Annotated in this window: 18 protein-coding genes and 2 riboswitches; of the genes, 10 read left to right on the top strand and 8 right to left on the bottom strand. The window is 63.7% G+C overall.

Going from position 1 to position 16937, the window contains the following annotated elements; all coding sequences use genetic code 11:
• From I2488_RS02600 to gcvPB, 9 genes are all read left to right on the top strand, one after another.
• Window positions 1-407: NAD(P)(+) transhydrogenase (Re/Si-specific) subunit beta (locus I2488_RS02600; protein WP_196274272.1), on the top strand; the 407-nt coding region annotated here is incomplete at its 5' end.
• 14 nt (window positions 408-421) lie between these two features.
• The gene (locus tag I2488_RS02605; RefSeq protein ID WP_196274273.1) at window positions 422-742 is read left to right on the top strand and encodes a hypothetical protein; all 321 of its coding nucleotides are present in this window, start codon (window positions 422-424) and stop codon (window positions 740-742) included.
• Window positions 743-821: 79 nt separating this feature from the next.
• The gene (locus tag I2488_RS02610; protein ID WP_196274274.1) at window positions 822-1511 is read left to right on the top strand and encodes an aspartate/glutamate racemase family protein; all 690 of its coding nucleotides are present in this window, start codon (window positions 822-824) and stop codon (window positions 1509-1511) included.
• Complete coding sequence (locus tag I2488_RS02615) at window positions 1477-2691, top strand: deoxyguanosinetriphosphate triphosphohydrolase (protein WP_196274275.1); 1215 nt, start codon at window positions 1477-1479, stop codon at window positions 2689-2691. Before I2488_RS02610 ends, I2488_RS02615 begins: the two co-directional genes overlap by 35 nt.
• Window positions 2684-3361: an NAD(P)H-binding protein gene (locus tag I2488_RS02620; protein WP_196274276.1), complete on the top strand. Its 678-nt coding sequence runs from the start codon at window positions 2684-2686 to the stop codon at window positions 3359-3361. Before I2488_RS02615 ends, I2488_RS02620 begins: the two co-directional genes overlap by 8 nt.
• Before the next feature lie 53 nt (window positions 3362-3414).
• Window positions 3415-3515, top strand: a riboswitch (glycine riboswitch).
• A riboswitch (glycine riboswitch) is annotated at window positions 3516-3641 on the top strand. It abuts the riboswitch before it with no gap.
• Window positions 3642-3716: 75 nt separating this feature from the next.
• Window positions 3717-4853, top strand: a complete 1137-nt coding sequence (gene gcvT, locus I2488_RS02625) for a glycine cleavage system aminomethyltransferase GcvT (RefSeq protein WP_343070985.1) — start codon at window positions 3717-3719, stop codon at window positions 4851-4853.
• Window positions 4853-5224, top strand: a complete 372-nt coding sequence (gene gcvH, locus I2488_RS02630; RefSeq protein WP_196274278.1) for a glycine cleavage system protein GcvH — start codon at window positions 4853-4855, stop codon at window positions 5222-5224. The genes gcvT and gcvH overlap by 1 nt, the downstream gene beginning before the upstream one ends.
• A gap of 4 nt (window positions 5225-5228) precedes the next feature.
• On the top strand, window positions 5229-6587 hold the full coding sequence (gene gcvPA / locus I2488_RS02635; RefSeq protein WP_196274279.1) for an aminomethyl-transferring glycine dehydrogenase subunit GcvPA: 1359 nt from the start codon (window positions 5229-5231) through the stop codon (window positions 6585-6587).
• On the top strand, window positions 6584-8137 hold the full coding sequence (gene gcvPB / locus I2488_RS02640) for an aminomethyl-transferring glycine dehydrogenase subunit GcvPB (RefSeq protein ID WP_196274280.1): 1554 nt from the start codon (window positions 6584-6586) through the stop codon (window positions 8135-8137). The genes gcvPA and gcvPB overlap by 4 nt, the downstream gene beginning before the upstream one ends.
• Window positions 8138-8197: 60 nt before the next feature.
• Here the strand turns inward: gcvPB and I2488_RS19690 are convergent, their stop codons facing one another.
• Window positions 8198-8329 (bottom strand): hypothetical protein, encoded by a 132-nt coding sequence (locus I2488_RS19690; RefSeq protein ID WP_255460619.1) that lies wholly within the window; start codon window positions 8327-8329, stop codon window positions 8198-8200.
• Between the two features lie 86 nt (window positions 8330-8415).
• Window positions 8416-9330 carry a DMT family transporter gene (locus I2488_RS02645; protein WP_246465455.1) on the bottom strand — a complete coding sequence of 305 codons (915 nt, stop codon included), beginning with the start codon at window positions 9328-9330 and terminating at the stop codon, window positions 8416-8418.
• Between the two features lie 62 nt (window positions 9331-9392).
• Here I2488_RS02645 and I2488_RS02650 point away from each other — a divergent pair, with 62 nt between their 5' ends.
• Window positions 9393-9611, top strand: coding sequence for a hypothetical protein (locus I2488_RS02650; RefSeq protein WP_196274281.1), 219 nt, complete (start codon window positions 9393-9395; stop codon window positions 9609-9611).
• 7 nt (window positions 9612-9618) lie between these two features.
• Here the strand turns inward: I2488_RS02650 and I2488_RS02655 are convergent, their stop codons facing one another.
• The 6 genes from I2488_RS02655 to I2488_RS02680 all read right to left on the bottom strand — a co-directional run bounded on the left by I2488_RS02655 (window position 9619) and on the right by I2488_RS02680 (window position 16847).
• Window positions 9619-11169 carry a TadA family conjugal transfer-associated ATPase gene (locus I2488_RS02655; RefSeq protein ID WP_196274282.1) on the bottom strand — a complete coding sequence of 517 codons (1551 nt, stop codon included), beginning with the start codon at window positions 11167-11169 and terminating at the stop codon, window positions 9619-9621.
• A gap of 112 nt (window positions 11170-11281) precedes the next feature.
• The gene (locus I2488_RS02660) at window positions 11282-12115 is read right to left on the bottom strand and encodes a class I SAM-dependent methyltransferase (RefSeq protein ID WP_343070969.1); all 834 of its coding nucleotides are present in this window, start codon (window positions 12113-12115) and stop codon (window positions 11282-11284) included.
• The gene (locus I2488_RS02665) at window positions 12112-13188 is read right to left on the bottom strand and encodes a glycosyltransferase (RefSeq protein ID WP_246465482.1); all 1077 of its coding nucleotides are present in this window, start codon (window positions 13186-13188) and stop codon (window positions 12112-12114) included. Before I2488_RS02665 ends, I2488_RS02660 begins: the two co-directional genes overlap by 4 nt.
• Window positions 13189-13244: 56 nt before the next feature.
• Window positions 13245-14156, bottom strand: a complete 912-nt coding sequence (locus I2488_RS02670) for a hypothetical protein (RefSeq protein WP_196274283.1) — start codon at window positions 14154-14156, stop codon at window positions 13245-13247.
• Between the two features lie 4 nt (window positions 14157-14160).
• Window positions 14161-15834, bottom strand: coding sequence for an ArnT family glycosyltransferase (locus tag I2488_RS02675; RefSeq protein ID WP_196274284.1), 1674 nt, complete (start codon window positions 15832-15834; stop codon window positions 14161-14163).
• Entirely contained in the window at window positions 15831-16847 is a 1017-nt protein-coding gene (locus I2488_RS02680) for a glycosyltransferase family 2 protein (RefSeq protein WP_196274285.1), read from the bottom strand. Before I2488_RS02680 ends, I2488_RS02675 begins: the two co-directional genes overlap by 4 nt.
• Window positions 16848-16937: the final 90 nt, after the last annotated feature.

The following is a 16937-nucleotide window of genomic DNA, read 5'->3' on the forward strand; positions in this document are numbered from 1 at the left end:
ACGTGCTCAAGAAGGAAGGCGTCAACGTCAAGTACGCCATCCACCCGGTCGCGGGCCGCATGCCCGGCCACATGAACGTGCTGCTTGCCGAAGCCAACGTGCCCTACGATGAAGTGTTCGAGCTGGAGGACATCAACAGCGAGTTCGCGCAGGCTGACGTTGCCTTCATCATCGGCGCGAACGACGTGGTCAATCCGGCGGCCAAGACCGACAAATCCTCGCCGATCTACGGCATGCCGGTGTTCGACGTCGACAAGGCCAAGACGATCTTCTTCGTCAAGCGCTCGATGGGCGGTGTGGGCTATGCCGGAGTCGACAACGACGTGTTCTACATGGACCAGACGATGATGCTGCTGGCCGACGCCAAGAAGATGGTCGAAGACATCGTCAAGGCGCTCCAGCACTGATTGGGGCAGCACTGATGCGCAAAGGCGCTGCCGTCATCGCGATTGCCTTGACGGTGGCAGCCTGCGCGCCCTCGAAACTGGCTTATGGAAAGGTCCGCTCGGCTCTGGTCGATGCGGGCCTTTCCGATTCCAACGCCTCGTGCATGGCAACACGCATGACCGACCGGCTGAGCATCGGACAGCTCAAGCGGTTGCAGGCCCTCCAAGGACCAAAGCGCGGCCTTGCCGACTATGTCGCCACGGTGAAGCGCCTCGGCGATGCCGAACTGCTCGGCGTCACGACAAGCGCCGCAGCGCTCTGTGCGAGCGGTCTGGCGCCGGAGAAGAAGCGCTAGCGGTCTGGACCTGTCGCGCGGCCTTTCGTAATGCCGGTGCATACAGGGGGCTGTCATCCCAGCCCGGGGAGTTAACGTTTTGCGCAAGATCGGCCTTATCGGCGGCATGAGCTGGGTTTCGACCCGCACCTACTACGAAGACATCAACCAGCTGGTTCAGGCGCGCACCTCGAAAATGGCAAGCGCGCCGCTGCTGATTGAAAGCCTTGACTTCACCAATCTGATCCGGCTGTCCACGCCAGAGCAGTGGGACCATGCTGCCGAGGTGTTGACCGACAGCGCCCGCAGGCTTGAACAGGCCGGAGCAACCGCGCTGCTCATTGGCGCCAATTCGATGCACAAGGTCTATGATCAAGTGGCGGCAGCAGTCTCGGTGCCGGTGATCCACATTGCCGACGCGGTGGGCGCGAAGATGAAGGAAGCGGGCGTCAGCAACGCCACGCTGATCGGCACTCGCAACGTCGTGATGGAAAGCTTCTACCGCAAGCGCCTCGTCGCCCACGGCGTCAGCCTGCTGCCGCCGGTGGTCGAGGAAGTCGAGGCGATGGACAAGATCATCTACGACGAACTGATGCTGGGCAAGGCCTCGCGCTCGGCCGAGCGCACGTTCAAGACCATGCTGACCAACATGGGGCAGCGTGGGGCGCAGGCAGCGGTGCTGGCCTGCACCGAGCTCGACATGGTGATCGACGTCGATGCCAACGTCCTGCCGATCTTCGACGGCACGCGCATCCATGCGCAGGCGGCAGTCGACTGGATTCTCGGTTGAGCGCAGCGTGATCGAGGGCCGCGCACCTTACGCCAGCGATCCGGCGCGCACACGGGGCCGTGAGTTCGGGCTGGACGACAAGGCCTCGCGCGGCCCTCGCAGCGCGTTCCAGCGTGATCGCGACAGGATCATTCACTCGATCGCATTCCGGCGGTTGCGCCACAAGACGCAAGTGTTCATCGCCCCCGATGGCGACCACTACCGCGTGCGCCTCACGCACAGCCTGGAAGTGGCGCAGATCGGGCGTGTGATTGCCCGCGCTCTGGGACTGGACGAGGATCTGACCGAGGCGCTGTGCCTTGCTCACGACATCGGCCATCCGCCGTTCGGCCACGCTGGCGAAGACGCGCTCGAAGAGGCGATGGCCGGGGCGGGGGGCTTCGACCACAACGCGAACACCCTGCGCGTGCTGATGCGACTCGAAAGCCCCTACTGCGGGCACGAGGGGCTAAACCTGTCGTGGGAGACTCTGGAGGGACTCGCCAAGCATAACGGGCCGATCTTCAAGCCGACCTGGGCGCTTGAGGAACTGGACGCGGCCTTCCCGCTGGACCTTACCACCTTTGCCTCGCTGGAAGCGCAAGTCGCGGCGATATCGGACGACATCGCCTACGATAACCATGACATCGACGATGGGCTGAGGGCAGGGTTCCTGTGTCTCGACCAGCTGCTCGAACTACCCTCGGTGGCCGAGCAGTGGCGCGAAATCGAACGTCGCTTTCCCGGTGCCCCGCAGGACCGGATGCTGCGAGAGCTGGTGCGCGGCCAGATCGGCCACATGGTGAACGACGTGATCGCGACGGCACAGGCCAACATCGCAGAGACAGGCGTTGCGAGCGTCGAGGATGTGCGATGCGCCGGTCGTCCGCTGGCGACTTTCTCGGCGGCGATGGGCGAGGAGGAGCGGGCGCTCAAGCAGTTCATGTACCAGCGCCTCTATCTGCACGAGGAGCAGTGCCAGACGGCGGACCGCGCCAAGGGCGTGATTGCCTCTCTGTTCAAGGCCTATGCCGACGATCCGAAGCTGATGCCCGAAAGCTGGCAGGCTTCGCTTCCGGCAACCGAACCCGCCAAGACCCGGCACATGGCCGACTTCATCTCGGGCATGACCGACCGCTATGCGATCGACAGCTACGCCAGGCTGTTCGGACAGGCGCCGGAGGGTTTGCGCAATGTCTGAGCAGACGCGTGTGGTTCTTGTCGGTGCCACCGGATTGATCGGCCGCGCGGTGATGGCCGAAGCGGTAGGCCGCTCCGATATCCACCTCGTCGCCGTCGCGCGGCGCGAAGTGCCGCTGCCCAAGGGGGCGCGGATGGAGATGCTGCTGTCCGACACCGGGCACTGGTCCGATGCCATTGCGGCAGGCCGCCCGGATACTGTGGTTATTGCGCTTGGCACCACGATCAAGGCTGTCGGCGGGGACAAGCAGGCTTTCCGCGCTGTGGATCACGACCTGGTGTTGGAATGTGCCGCTGCCGCCAAGGCTGCGGGCGCGCGGCAGCTGATCGTGATATCCTCGGTCGGCGCGCAGTTCTCGTCGAAGAACTTCTACCTCTCGGTCAAGGGCGAGGTGGAAGACAAGCTGGCCAAGCTGCATCTGGATCGGCTCGACGTGATCCGGCCCGGCCTGCTGCGCGGGAAACGCGAAGGCGCGCCGCGCCCTGCGGAGCGGATCGGCATGATCCTCAGTCCGTTGGCGGACCTGTTGATGCTAGGGTCGTTGCGCAAATACCGCTCGGCCAAGGCCAGCGACGTTGCTCGCGTGATCCTGACGCTGGCCGGCGCAAAGCAGGGCGGGCGCTTCGTCCACCAGCATGACGAGATGCGCCGCATCCTGCGCCGGGGATAAGCTCGTCTCACGGCGGTTGACTTCACGCTGCACTGCAACGAAGAGGAACCGTCGCTGATCGCGCGGGAGAGTTCTCTCGATTCGTTCAGGATCGAGAGACGCCGAAGGAGCAACCGCCCCGGAATCTCTCAGGCAAATGGACCGCGTTGGTCGATAGCGACACTCTGGAAAGTGCCGCTTCCCGCAAAGGGAAGGGCCGCCGAAGGGGTAACCCCATCCAAACCCGTCTGGAGAGGCGGGCGGGGGAAAGCTCTCAGGTTTCCGTGACAGAGGGGGCGCCGCATGGCGTCTGAACTGCACGGGAATGATATTTGTGAGCGACACATACAATAGCTCTGGCAATAACTCCGGCGAAATTGCCGACGTCGATCCGGACGTGCCGGCCGGCCCGCTGACCTTGCCGCTCGACCAGTGGCACCGCGCGCGCGGCGGCCGCATGGTCGATTTCGCCGGTTACTGGATGCCGGTCCAGTTTGAAGGAATCATCGCCGAACACCTCTGGACCCGCGAAAACGCCGGATTCTTCGACGTTTCGCACATGGGCCAGCTCTACCTGTCAGGCGAAGACGTGGAGGCGGCGCTTGAAGCTGTCCTGCCAATCGACCTTTCGACCCTGCCTGTCGGCGGCGTGCGCTATTCGCTGCTGCTCAACGAAGAGGGCGGTATTCTCGACGACCTGATGGTCACGCGCTGGCGCACCGGCTTCTATCTCGTCGTCAACGGCGCGACCAAGTGGGATGACATCGGCCACTTGCGCGAGCATCTGCCCGATGCGGTCACCATCAATCACCTTGAGGACAGCGCGCTCTTCGCGCTGCAAGGCCCGAAGGCGTTTGAAGCCCTCGAACAGCTGGTCACCGGCGAGCACCCGCTCTCCGCACTCACTTTCATGCGCGGCGGCCAGTTCAAGCTCGGCGGGGTCGATGCGTGGATCAGCCGCTCGGGTTATACCGGCGAAGACGGCTTCGAGATCGCGGTTCCGGCCGAAAATGCAGCCGAACTTGCCGACCTGATCTGCGCCCAGTCGCAGGTGAAACCCATCGGCCTAGGCGCGCGTGACAGCCTGCGACTTGAAGCCGGCCTTCCGCTCTACGGCCACGACATGACCGAAACGGTCGATCCCGTGAGCGCCGACCTGCTGTTCGGCGTCAACAAGCGCCGCCGCAACGAAGGTTGCTTCATCGGCGCGGACAAGGTCCTGCCGCTGATCGGTGCCGGAGCGCCCACCCGTCGCGTCGGCCTCGCCATCGAAGGCCGCATGGCCGCGCGCGAAGGCGCCAAGGTGCTTTCCGGCGAAACCGAAGTCGGCACCGTCACTTCGGGCGGTTTCTCGCCCAGCCTCGAGCGCCCGATCGCCATGGCTTATGTGCCGGCCGATCTCGCTGCCCCCGGCACCCCGCTTTCCATCGACGTGCGCGGCCGCAAGCTCGCCGCCAGCGTCGTGCCCATGCCTTTCGTTCCCCATCGCTACCATCGCAAAGGAGCCGCCTGATGAGCCGCTATTTCACCAAGGACCACGAATGGATCGCGGTCGAAGGCGCTGAAGCGACGGTCGGGATCACCGACTACGCGCAGAGCCAGCTGGGCGACATCACCTTCGTCGAACTCCCCGGCGAGGGCAGCGAGGTCGGCAAGGGCGACAGCGCCTCGGTGGTCGACAGCGTCAAGGCTGCGTCCGACGTCTACGCCCCGGTCTCGGGCAAGGTCACAGTGGCCAACGCGGCGCTCGAAGACGAGCCCGAACTGGTCAACTCGGACCCCGAAGGTGAGGGCTGGCTGTGGAAGATGACCCTTTCCGACACAGCCGAACTCGAAGGCCTGATGGATGAGGCCGCCTACCAGGCCTACGTCGCGGAGCTGTGATCCCATGCGCTACCTTCCCCTGACCGACGCCGACCGGAGCGCAATGCTCTCGGTCATCGGCGCGGGCTCGATCGACGAACTGTTCGCCGATGTGCCCGCCGAGGCGCGCCTTGCCGTCCCCATCGCAGGCCTGCCCAACCATGCCACCGAATTGGCCGTTGAACGCCACATGGCGCGGCTTTCGGCGAACAACACCACTGCCGGATCGGTGCCGTTTTTCCTTGGCGCCGGGGCCTATCGCCACCACGTGCCCGCCACTGTCGATCACATGATCCAGCGCGGCGAATTCCTTACGGCCTACACCCCCTATCAGCCGGAAATCGCGCAAGGCACGCTGCAGGTGCTGTTCGAGTTCCAGACGCAGGTAGCGCGGCTGTTCGGCACCGACGTTGCCAATGCCTCGCTCTACGACGGTTCGACTGCGTGCTGGGAAGCGATTGCCATGGCGGGCCGCGTGACCAAGCGCGGCAAGGCCGTGCTATCGGGCGGCGTGCATCCGCATTATGTCGAAACCGCGCGCACGATGGCAAAGTTCACCGGCGACGTGCTCGACACCAGCGCGCCGGTTCTGGAAGCCACGCCCGACGATGATGCGCTGATCGCGAAGATCGACGCTGAAACCTCGTGCGTCGTCGTGCAATACCCCGACATACTCGGCCGCATCCCCGATCTCGCCAAGATTGCCGCCGCCGCCCAAGGCGCGGGTGCGCTGCTGATCGCGGTGGTGACCGAACCGGTCGCGCTTGGCGTGCTGCAGAGCCCTGGCAGCCTCGGCGCCGATATCGTCGTGGGCGAGGGGCAGTCGCTCGGCGTCGGCCTCCAGTTCGGCGGCCCGTACCTCGGCCTGTTCGGTTGCCGTGAGAAGTACCTGCGCCAGATCCCCGGTCGCCTTTGTGGCGAGACGGTAGACGCCGATGGCAAGCGCGGTTTCGTGCTCACGCTCTCCACCCGCGAGCAGCACATCCGCCGCGAGAAGGCGACGAGCAACATCTGCACCAACTCCGGCCTGTGCGCGCTGGCTTTCTCGATCCACATGACGCTGCTCGGCGGTTCGGGTCTGGCGGACATGGCCAAGCTCAGCCACCTCGCCGCGCGCAAGACGGCTGCCGCTCTGGCCGGGGTGCCCGGCGTGACGGTGGTCAACAGCCATTACTTCAACGAATTCGCGGTGACCCTGCCGACCGACGCGCGCCAGATCGTCCGCGATCTCGCCGACCGTCAGGTGCTGGGCGGCATCTCGCTCGGGCGGCTCTATCCGCAGGAAACGGCGCTCGCGAACGGCATGGTCGTCGCTGCCACCGAATGCACGACTGACGAGGACATCGCCGCGCTGGTCTCGGCGCTGAAGGAGGTGCTGGCATGAACGCGATCAATCCCACCGGATGGCGTCCCTCGATGGGCGAGAACGCGCCCGACAACGGCATCCAGACCTTCACCTGCAACCGCGCATTGCAGCTCGAGGAGCCACTCCTGTTCGAACTCGGCAATGCCGATCGTTCGGGCGTGGACTTCCCCGAGACCGATGGCATCGACCTTTCGGCCCTTGGGCCGATGGCACGGGCCGAACGTCCCGATCTCCCGGGCCTGTCGGAGCCGGAGACCGTCCGCCACTACACCCGCCTGTCGCGGCAGAACTATGCGATCGACCTCGGCCTGTTCCCGCTCGGCTCGTGCACGATGAAGCACAACCCGCGGCTTGACGAGAAGGTCGCGCGCATGCCCGGCTTTGCCGACGTTCATCCGCTGCAGCCGGTCCACACGGTGCAAGGCGCACTGGGTGTGATCAACGAGCTGGCGCACTGGCTGATCGAACTCACCGGCATGCACGGCGTGGCGATGACGCCAAAGGCCGGTGCCCATGGCGAACTTTGCGGTCTGCTCTGCATCCGCGCCGCTCTGGAAGCCAAGGGCGATCCGCGCGACGTCATCCTCGTGCCGGAAAGCGCGCATGGCACCAATCCGGCGACGGCGGCCTTCGCCGGGTTCAAGGTCGAGAATATCCCGGCCACCCCGGACGGTCGCGTCGATACCGCAGCGCTCACTGCGCGGCTTGGGCCGGACGTTGCGGGCGTGATGATTACCAATCCCAACACCTGCGGGTTGTTCGAGCGTGATCTCAAGATCATCGCCGATGCGGTCCACGCTGCGGGCGGATACGTCTATTGCGACGGTGCCAACTTCAACGCCATCGTCGGGCGCGTGCGTCCGGGTGACCTTGGCGTCGATGCCATGCACATCAACCTGCACAAGACCTTCTCCACCCCGCACGGGGGCGGTGGTCCGGGTTCAGGGCCGGTGGTGCTGTCCGAAGCGCTTTCCCCGTTCGGTCCGCTGCCCTTCACCGCGCGGCAGGCCGATGGCTCGATCAAGCTGATCGAGGAAGAGCAGGCGCATGAGGAGCACCCGCATGCGTTCGGCCGCATGTGCGCTTTCCACGGCCAGATGGGCATGTACACCCGCGCGCTCGCCTACATCCTCAGCCACGGCGCTGACGGGTTGCGGCAGGTATCTGGCGATGCGGTGCTGAACGCCAACTACGTGCTTCGCAGCCTCGACGACGTGCTCGATGCCCCGTTCGGTGCAGCAGGCCCTTGCATGCACGAAGCGCTGTTCTCTGACGATGGCTTTGCCCCAGGGTTCTCGACCAACGATCTCGCCAAAGGCCTGATCGACGAGGGCTATCACCCGATGACGGTCTACTTCCCGCTCGTCGTCCACGGCGCGATGCTGGTGGAGCCGACCGAAACCGAGAGCAAGGCCGGGCTCGACCAGTTCATCGGTGCCATGCGCTCGCTGGCCGAGCGGGCGCGGGCAGGGGACGAACTGCTCAAGTCAGCCCCGCATCTGGCTCCACGCCGTCGCCTTGATGAGACGCTGGCGGCGCGAAAGCCCAAGCTGGTCTACAAGGACTAAAGATACGAAAAGGGCCGCCCCGGATGTCTGGAGCGGCCCATTTTCTCGCCAAAGAAACGATCAGTTGATTGCTTCTTCGGTCGTGTTTGCGGCCGACTTGAGGTCGTCGCCGGCGCCGCGAACGGTGTTGCAGGCGGTGGCGCCGAGGAGAAGGCCACCCATCATGGTGGCGAAAACGAACTTGCGGATCATGGCTTTCACCTTTCGAACTTGTTTTGTGAGGACAGGCCTCACGATCAGGACGAAGGGGAAAACGCGCCATGGCTGGCGCGGTTCCATCACGTGGCCAGAGGGGCAGGGTTCCGGCTGCGCGAAAGCACGTGCTCGCGCCAGGCGATGAGCAGGCTCGCCCCGATGATGATCGGCGCACCAAGCCACGTCGTAGCCGGCGGAAGGTGGTCGAAGATCAGCCAGCCCCAGAACGTCGCCCATGCCAACTGGATGTAATCGACCACGATCACGCTGGAGACCGAGCCGAAGCGGAGCGATGCGGTCATCGCGATCTGCGCGAACAGACCGGAGACGCCGATCCCGATCAGCATGGCCCACCCCACCAGATCGTGGTGCAAGTCCTGCCCGATCAGGCCCAGCGCAAGCACCGGCGCGCTGAAGGCCGAGAAGTAGAAGACCACGGTGAGAGGCTCTTCGGTGCGTCCGAGGTCCCGCAATTGAATGGTCACCAGAGCGACCATGAATGCAGCGCCAATGCCTACTGCAATGCCGAAGGGTGGCAGGCTTGACGTGTCCGGTCCAGCAATCACCAGCACACCAAGGAGGCCCATCAGCACGGCGGTCCAGCGCCAGACGCCGACCTTTTCCTTCAGGAAGACAGCGGACAGGATCACGGCAAAGATCGGCGTGGTGAAGCCGAGAATTGTCGCCTCTGCCAGCGGCAGCAGCCTGACAACGCCGAGAGTGAGAAACATGCCCGTACCGCCGATCAGGGCGCGCCGGGCGTGGATCCACGGGCGCTTTGTCTTAAGGCGCCCAACCTGTCCGCGCGCGACCAGCCAGCCGAAGATGGCCAGCGCGGGGAGGGCTTGGCGAAAGAACAGCGTTTCAGGCAGGGCAATGTTGCGCTCGCCAGTCAACTTGACCAGCAGCAGCATCACGGAGAACAGCACCGTCGCCAGAAAACGCAGGCCGAGAGCGAGCATCGGACGGTCTTGGGCGGGTGGCTTCGGTGCGGACATTGCCTTGGGCAATAGGCCTTTGCCCCTTGCGATCAACCCCTTCCTTGCCCATCTGGCGGGCAATGGAAGACTTGTTCCCGCACATCTGGCAGTTTCACCTCACGGCGGGAGCGCTGGCGCTCACCGTCGCCCTGACCTCGGTGTGGGCGGAGCGCCGTCGGCTGCGGCGGGTCAACCTTGATGCGGTCGGGTTCATGCCCTGGACCGTGATCTACATGGTCACGTTCATCGCCGCCTGCGTGTTCCTGGGGCTGGCCGCGAGGGAATGGTTCGCGGCCTGATCCCGGATCAGAGGCAGGCTTCGAGGTAAGCCTGATCAAAACCGAACTGGCGCGCCTTTTCCAGGGTGTAAGGGCGCAGACCCGACGGGCGGAATTCACCGATGATCTTGCCCTCTTCGGTCTCGTCCAGATACTCGAACTTGAACAGTTCCTGCGTCACGATCACGTCGCCTTCCATCCCGATCACTTCGGTGATGTTGGTCGTGCGGCGCGAACCGTCGCGCAGGCGCTTGACCTGCACGATGATGTCGACCGATTCCGCGATCTGGCGCGAAATGGCTTCCTTCGGGATCTTGATGTCGCCCATCATGATCATGTTTTCCATACGGCCCAGACACTCGCGCGGGCTGTTCGCGTGGAGCGTACACATCGAGCCGTCGTGGCCGGTGTTCATCGCGGCGAGCAGGTCGAAGCATTCCGCGCCACGAATTTCGCCGAGGATGATGCGGTCAGGACGCATACGCAGGGCGTTCTTCACAAGGTCACCGATGGTGATCGCGCCTTGGCCTTCAAGGTTCGGCGGGCGGGTTTCGAGCGGCAGCCAGTGCGGCTGCTGCAGGCGAAGTTCGGCGGCGTCTTCGATGGTCAGCACGCGCTCGCCCGGATCGATCATCTTCGACAGGGCGTTGAGCATGGTCGTCTTGCCCGAACCGGTACCGCCCGAGATGACGATGTTCATGCGGCAGGCGCCCGCGATCTTGAGCGCGGTGCACATCTTGTCGGACATAGAGCCGAAATCGCGCAGCATGTCGAGCGTGATCGGCTTCTCGGAGAACTTGCGGATCGAGATGGCGGTGCCGCGCAGGGAGAGCGGCGGCACGATGACGTTGACACGGCTGCCGTCCTTGAGGCGGGCGTCGGCCAGCGGCGTGGTCTGGTCGACGCGGCGGCCGACCTGGTTGACGATCCGCTGCGCGATCTGGAACAGGTGGCTTTCGTCGCGGAACCGGATCGGGGCGAGCTGAAGCTTGCCCTTTTTTTCGATGTAGGTCTGCTCTGGCCCGTTGACCATGATGTCCGACACGTCGGGGTCGTTGAGCAATTCCTCGAGCGGACCGAAGCCGAGCAATTCGTCGATCAGCACCTTTTCCAGCGCGAACTGTTCGCGGCGGTTCAGGGTAACCTTCAGTTCCGCCAGAACTTCAAGGATGATCGGGCGGAACTCTTCCGAAAGCTCGTCCTTGGTCAGCGTGGCCGCCGCTTCCGGATCGACGCGTTCGAGCAGGCGCGGCAGCACCTGTTCCTTGATCTTGTGAACCGAGGCCTCGAAGCCTTCCGCCTGGTAGTTGCCCTCGTTCACGCCATTGGCGCGATCAGCAAGGCGGGTGAGCGCATCAGCCTTGAGCGACGCGGCGTTTGCCGGCGCATCGACCGGGTCCATCGGTGGCAGCGGCGGAAACTGATCGCCGCCCATGGGCATTGGCATCGGTACGGCGGCCGGCGAGGGACTCGCTGCTTGCGGTGCCTCGCCATTGCGCATGGGGCGCGCGACGCCAAACGAAGGACGGCCTCCGCTGCTCGTGCCTGCAATACCGTTCTTTCGCCCGAAAGCGCTCATCCGCAGTTTCCCGTCAGCTTCCCGAGGATCATGCGACCAATCTGGTCAGCGATCCGTCTTCAGGAATGGTGAATAGACTTGAAACTTTGAAGATTTCCTAATGCGTGCCATTTCAGGACTTGCTGGCGACGATAATGTATCCGTCGCCAAGGTCTGTCTTCAGGAACAGTCGCTGGGTCCAGCAGGCCAGCGTCATGGCGAAGCGACCGAGCCAGTTCTGCTGCATGCCGAAATAGGCAAGATCGACCGAACGGTCTGTTCCGCTGGCTGCCGTGGCGGCAAGCGGATCAGCCGCACCTCCAGCCTTTTCCTTGTTCCGGAATCGCTTGTTTGCAAGCCAGTTGGTAAAGGTTGCCAGGGGGTAACCGTAGCACTCGATCAGCTCGATTTGGACCTTGGCTTCTGCAGCCAGTCTCAGGATATCTTCGCGCTCGTACCTCCGGACATGGCCCGCCCATTCGTCGCGCTTGCTCCAGCTGCGCATGTGGGCCGGCATCGACAGTATGATTAGGCCGCCGGGCTTCAACCATGCCAGCCATTCCCGAAGTGCCTGCGCATCCTGCTCGATGTGTTCAAGCACCTCGAACGCCAGAAGAATGTCGAAACCTTCGTTCCAGTCGGAAGAAGGATCGCTGACGATCTGCGTGCGATTTGCACCGTTGTTCATGGTCCGTGCCACCGACGCGGCGGCGGGGGCGGCTTCAAGGCCGGTGCATTCGTGCCCGAGATCGGCCAGTTCGCGCAGCAAGGCGCCAGCGCCGCAGCCTACCTCCAGGACACGTCCCGGCGCTCGTGCGGCCAGAGCTGCCAAGATGCGCTCTCGCCGAAGTACGTAGCGAGGGGCCGGCACCCATGATCCTTCCAGCATAGGCCCGTATTGCCTGTCCTTGCGGAACAGGTTTTCCCGGGCTTCGGACGGGGCGAGGGGCATCGTGGTCGTGCTCACTGTGTCTCCAGCACACTTGCAAGTTGTTCCCGGACGACAGTCATTCCGACCATGGGCATTTCCTTCTGCGCGGCCTCATGAATTTCTGCAGCCTTTGCAGGGTCGCACAGTTCGTTTGCCAGTGCGACCAGAGCGTCGGCAAGATCTGAGGGATCTCCGGGGCGAACAAGCCTTATCGACCTGCCAAGCGCTATGATCTCCCGTATCGCAGGACAGTCCATGGTTACCAGCGGTCGCTTTGCAGCGAGAATCTGAAACACCTTGTTCGGGATTACGCGAGCTGCCTTCCCGTCGGCGGCGAACACGCCGAGGCAGATCGAGGCATCGGCAATCTTCTGTCCAAGGAGGCTGTAGTCCACCCAAGGAACACGCCTCAGATTCCCTAACTGATGTTCCTTGATCATGGCATCGACGGTCGGCTGTTCCTGGCCGGTGCCGATGATCGTGAATTCCATTGCCGGTGCATCGAGACGTCCAGCGATCTGGCGGATAGCCTCGACGATGACCGGCAGGCCGTGCAACGGAATGAACTGGCCGTAGAACAGGACTTTGACAGGCTTTCCGGTCGGTGGATTGCGCGCGGGCGTGAAAACGTCGCTTTCGACCCCGACCCAGACCGATTTTGTCCTGGCCGCAGGCAGGCGATAGAGGTCGGCGATATAGCGGGCATGTTCGCGGGTATCGAGCAGTATGGTCTGTGCGGCGCGCGTCGCCAGCCATTCGGTGGCGTAGAGCAGCCTGGCGAACAGACCGTTGGCGCGAAGCATCTGCCGGTCGATCACGACAGTGTCGTATGCTGAAAGGAACATGTCCCAGCAGATCTGCGCACCGCGCAGTCTGGCGAAAGGGTAGAGGATCAGAACATCGAGAATACCGGGGTAAGGTACCACCACGCGGTCATGACGCGGCGCCCGCAAATAGGCGAACAGCAAAGCCGGATAGGCCGCCAGCCAGCGCAGGAGGACCATTACGCGCGCGCGTGGTCCAAGCACGGATTTGTCTTCGATCCCGGTCCATGGGGAGCGGTGGCAAACCACAAGGTTTGGCTCGAGTTCGCGCAAGGCCTCAAGCATGATCCGCACGCGCGGCTTGCCACAATCGAACGTGCCCCAGACGACCGTTTTTCCAGTCATCTGCCGTCGCCTTGAGGTGCCTGGCTCGGCCCTCTGGTGAGAAGGCTGGCAAGCACGGCAAGCGCACTGGCCGCCAGACAGGCCAGACGGTCAAGCCCGACGGCAAGGAACGCCGCCGCCGGCGCTACCTTGACGGATCCCGCAACAAGCGCGGCAAGGCTTTCGCTGATGCCGAGGCCCGCCGGAGCGATGGACGCCGCAGAGCCCGCAATGTTTGCCAGGGCAAACGGCAGCGTATTGATCGGCGGCACCAGCAATCCCAGACACAGCAGCGCGAAGTGAAGCCGAACCGCGATCAGGACCAGTCCGGAGAAGCGGTGGCCGACGGTCAGCAGTGTCAGCTTCGCTCCGACGTGTCGCGCCAGCCAAGAGACAGTCATGATCACGCCGACAAGGCCGACAGAGGCAAGGAGCCAGCTGGCAGGGGCCTGATGAAGCCACAAGGCAAAGCCACATCCGAGGCTCGCAAGGGCAATCCACAAGACCGCTGTCATCAGCACCAGCAGCGAACTTCGCGTAGCGCTGGCCCCGGCCGCCATCAGTGCGCCAACCCGGACCATTGCTCCGCCCGGTACGGGCAATGCCTCGGCCAGAGTGCCGTATGAGGCGATTGTCGTAGCCTGCTGCAGAGATGTCTTTGCCCCCACGCAGCGCGAAAGCAGGACCAGCCCCAGTCCGGAATAGAGCAGCGACAGCGGCATGAGCAGCACTGTTGCCAGAAGCGCCCGGAGATCAAGATCGAGCGGAGACAGGCCAAGCGATCGAAAGGCGTACCAGCTGCCGCATGCGAACAGCGCGGTCGCGGCAATAAGCAGTGACGCTCGGTGGCGGGCCGAAAGGATCTGCAGCCTCGCGCGAAGGTCGGTTAGCCCGTCGATGCGACCAGTCAAAGTCGAGGTCAGCTTCATCGTTTCAGAAGGACGTGAAGTAGGGTTCGGACGGCGCTGGTTGCGCAGGCATGCGGAGATTGCGGCCCCATAGAAGGCGCACGGCTCCGGCATTCGCTGCCACCGTGTGCTGGCCGCGTTCCAGTTCGATTACAGCACCGGCCGCATGGCGGACGCCATCGATCACGATGTTTTTCCCGGATGCCACTGTGTACGGACCCGGAACAACCACGCTGATGGTTGATGGTGCATCCGACTGTCGAAGATCAAAGCCTGCGATCCAGAAGGGACCCCAGAAATGCAGGTAGCTCTTGCGCAACATGGCAAGGTCGGAGGGCAGAAGCTCGCGGACGGCTTTCTTCGAGTTGAGAGCGTCGGCGAACATCTGGTCATCGTTCACCACCAGCGGGACGATGCGCTCGCGCTGAATTTGCTCAAGGCTCGGCAATTCGCCGCGCAGGTAGCGTTCGGTGCCCCAGGGAGTCATGAAGCCGTTTGCCTTCGGGAACTGGCCCAACATGGCGCAGCTGTCGAAGTAGCCGACTGGCGCCCCGAAGATTTCGTTAGCCGCCGCGACCAGTTGGCGCTGCTTCTCGAGTGTAACGCGCTCTTCGCGGCTCATCGTGATTGCTGCGCCGGCAATAAGGGACAGGGCGATGAACAAGGCCCCATAGCGTCGCGTGGCAAGCTGGATCACTATGCATGCCGATGCCGCCACGGGAGCCAGCATGAAGACGTGATAGTAGGGCGCGGTGTTGTGATAGAAGCCGAGCGTCGTGAGCGGCAGCCAAAGCCCCGCCAGCGCGATCCGTTCTGCATCAGAGCGTTGGCTGCGCAGCAGGGCGAAGGGGACTGCCAGAACAAGCAGTGTGGTGGCAGGCGAGAAAATGGCGCCCTTCAGGTTGTGTCGCCAGTAGGGGTGGTTTGTGAGGCTGAACATCTTTTCGGCCGATGAGCCGACGATATCCTTCGCCCCGCGTCCGCTCGCCTCGACAATGCTGTTGGCATGGAGCGTATAGGCAATCGCGAATGTCAGCGCAGCGGCGACGATCATCGTGACGACCGCCTTGAAGTAGGCGCGGTCCTTCCCGCCTTCAGTCCAGCGAAGCCAGAAGGCGCCCGCAAAGGCTGGCGCATAGAGAACGGCCTTTATCGTGACGAGGCCGGCCAAGCCGCCAAGCACGCCTGCGAGCAGCATCCACGGCGTGCTGGTCGGGCGGCAAAGCAGTACCCAAAGGCTTGCCATCAGCAGCGCAGTTGCCTGCGGATCGAAGCGGAAGGACGTGCCGTGCTGCAGGACGTAGCCTGCCGCCAGATAGGCAAGCGCGGACAGGAGGCCGGTTGTCCGGTCGCTGAACCGCGTGGCGATACCGGCAATGCAGACAAGGGTCACCAGTTCATAGCCGAGCATGAACAGGCGGATCAGGACGACGTGGTCCACAGCGTTGCCGGGCAGCCCTGGCACCCACATGAACGCGCGCGTGAAAAAGGTTTGCAACGGCTGATCGAGCCGCCCCTGCGTCGCCAGCACGGTTAGGCTGTAGTGCCAGAACTCATCCCAGTTGATCGCGCGGTAGAGTACCACCTGAGTTTGCAGCGCCAATACTGCGAGAAGCGCACCCAGTGCGATCAGATGCGATCTGTCGCTGGTCTTCAGGGTCGGCTGAGGTGATGTCGCCGTTTGGGATACCGCGGTCATGCCGCTTCCTTGTCCGAGCCATTCTCCCCGCGCCAATCAAGGCTCGGCGGGGTGCGGTCCTTGAGCGTTGCGATGTCCTGTTCGAGCCTGCGGATATGTCCGAGTGCGGCTTCGAGGAGTTTGCGGTTTGCCCCGATCAGTTCGGCCAGCACGCCGAGGAGTCCCGTGAGAGTTCCGAGAACGATCATCGCGCCGCCGAGCACCAGGGACTGCACGTGTCCGGCGCCATCACCCATTGCCCACAGCGCCAGGAAGCGAAGAACCGGCAGCAGGCCGACCAACGCAATCGTGCCGCCGATAAGCGCGAATGTGCGCAGCGGATTGTAGGTCGCATAGGCCCGGCCCATCGTCATCAGCTGTCGCGCGATGAACTGGGGGATCGACTTGAACAGGCGTGAGGGGCGCTCGGTGGCATTCGTACGGATCGGCACGCTGACGATCTTGAACCGCTTGCGTCCGGCCTGGATCAGCATGTCGGTGGTGTAGCTGAATTCGGTCGTGATGGTGATCCGCTGTGCGGCGGAGCGGCTGATCGCGCGAAACCCGCTGACAGCATCGGTGACCTCGGTGCCCGACAGGTTTCGCACCACCGCACTGCCAATGCGCTGGAGCCGACGCTTGATCGGGCCGAAATGTTCATTGCGGCCCACGCCTCGATCGCCGATCACCAGATCGGCCTCGTTGGCGATGATCGGTGCGACGAGCTTGGCGATGTCCTCGCCCGCGTATTGTCCGTCGGCGTCGGTGTTGACGATGATGTCGGCGCCAGCGGCAAGCGCGGAGTCGAGGCCGCTCTGGAACGCGGCAGCAAGGCCCCGGTTGCGGCGATGGCGGACGACGTGATGCGCACCAAATCTCCGGGCGACTTCGGCGGTGCCGTCCGTGCTTCCATCGTCGATGATCAGGATTTCGATCTTGTCGATGCCGGGAATGCGGCGGGGCAGGGCTACGAGCGTATCGGGCAGACTGTCGGCCTCGTTGAGGCAGGGAATCTGGATGATAAGCTTGGTCATGTGGCCCCGTTTCCGTCCTTGCGCGAAAGGCCCCCGGCGCCCCGCAAGTCCGTATTTCTAGGGCGGCATGGTTAACTACCGGTAAAGTGC

Source organism: Novosphingobium jiangmenense (assembly GCF_015694345.1).
GTDB classification, from domain to species: domain Bacteria; phylum Pseudomonadota; class Alphaproteobacteria; order Sphingomonadales; family Sphingomonadaceae; genus Novosphingobium; species Novosphingobium jiangmenense.

Excerpts from the sequence above, each read along its gene's own strand:
- I2488_RS02605 (WP_196274273.1), top strand. The coding sequence starts at position 422 with ATGCGCAAAGGCGCTGCCGTCATCGCGATTGCCTTGACGGTGGCAGCC.
- I2488_RS02615 (WP_196274275.1), top strand. The coding sequence starts at position 1,477 with ATGCGCAGGCGGCAGTCGACTGGATTCTCGGTTGAGCGCAGCGTGATC.
- I2488_RS02620 (WP_196274276.1), top strand. The coding sequence starts at position 2,684 with ATGTCTGAGCAGACGCGTGTGGTTCTTGTCGGTGCCACCGGATTGATC.
- gcvH (WP_196274278.1), top strand. The coding sequence starts at position 4,853 with ATGAGCCGCTATTTCACCAAGGACCACGAATGGATCGCGGTCGAAGGC.
- gcvPA (WP_196274279.1), top strand. The coding sequence starts at position 5,229 with ATGCGCTACCTTCCCCTGACCGACGCCGACCGGAGCGCAATGCTCTCG.
- gcvPB (WP_196274280.1), top strand. The coding sequence starts at position 6,584 with ATGAACGCGATCAATCCCACCGGATGGCGTCCCTCGATGGGCGAGAAC.
- I2488_RS19690 (WP_255460619.1), bottom strand. The coding sequence starts at position 8,329 with ATGATCCGCAAGTTCGTTTTCGCCACCATGATGGGTGGCCTTCTCCTC.
- I2488_RS02645 (WP_246465455.1), bottom strand. The coding sequence starts at position 9,330 with ATGTCCGCACCGAAGCCACCCGCCCAAGACCGTCCGATGCTCGCTCTC.
- I2488_RS02650 (WP_196274281.1), top strand. The coding sequence starts at position 9,393 with ATGGAAGACTTGTTCCCGCACATCTGGCAGTTTCACCTCACGGCGGGA.
- I2488_RS02655 (WP_196274282.1), bottom strand. The coding sequence starts at position 11,169 with ATGAGCGCTTTCGGGCGAAAGAACGGTATTGCAGGCACGAGCAGCGGA.
- I2488_RS02665 (WP_246465482.1), bottom strand. The coding sequence starts at position 13,188 with ATGCTTGAGGCCTTGCGCGAACTCGAGCCAAACCTTGTGGTTTGCCAC.
- I2488_RS02670 (WP_196274283.1), bottom strand. The coding sequence starts at position 14,156 with ATGAAGCTGACCTCGACTTTGACTGGTCGCATCGACGGGCTAACCGAC.
- I2488_RS02675 (WP_196274284.1), bottom strand. The coding sequence starts at position 15,834 with ATGACCGCGGTATCCCAAACGGCGACATCACCTCAGCCGACCCTGAAG.
- I2488_RS02680 (WP_196274285.1), bottom strand. The coding sequence starts at position 16,847 with ATGACCAAGCTTATCATCCAGATTCCCTGCCTCAACGAGGCCGACAGT.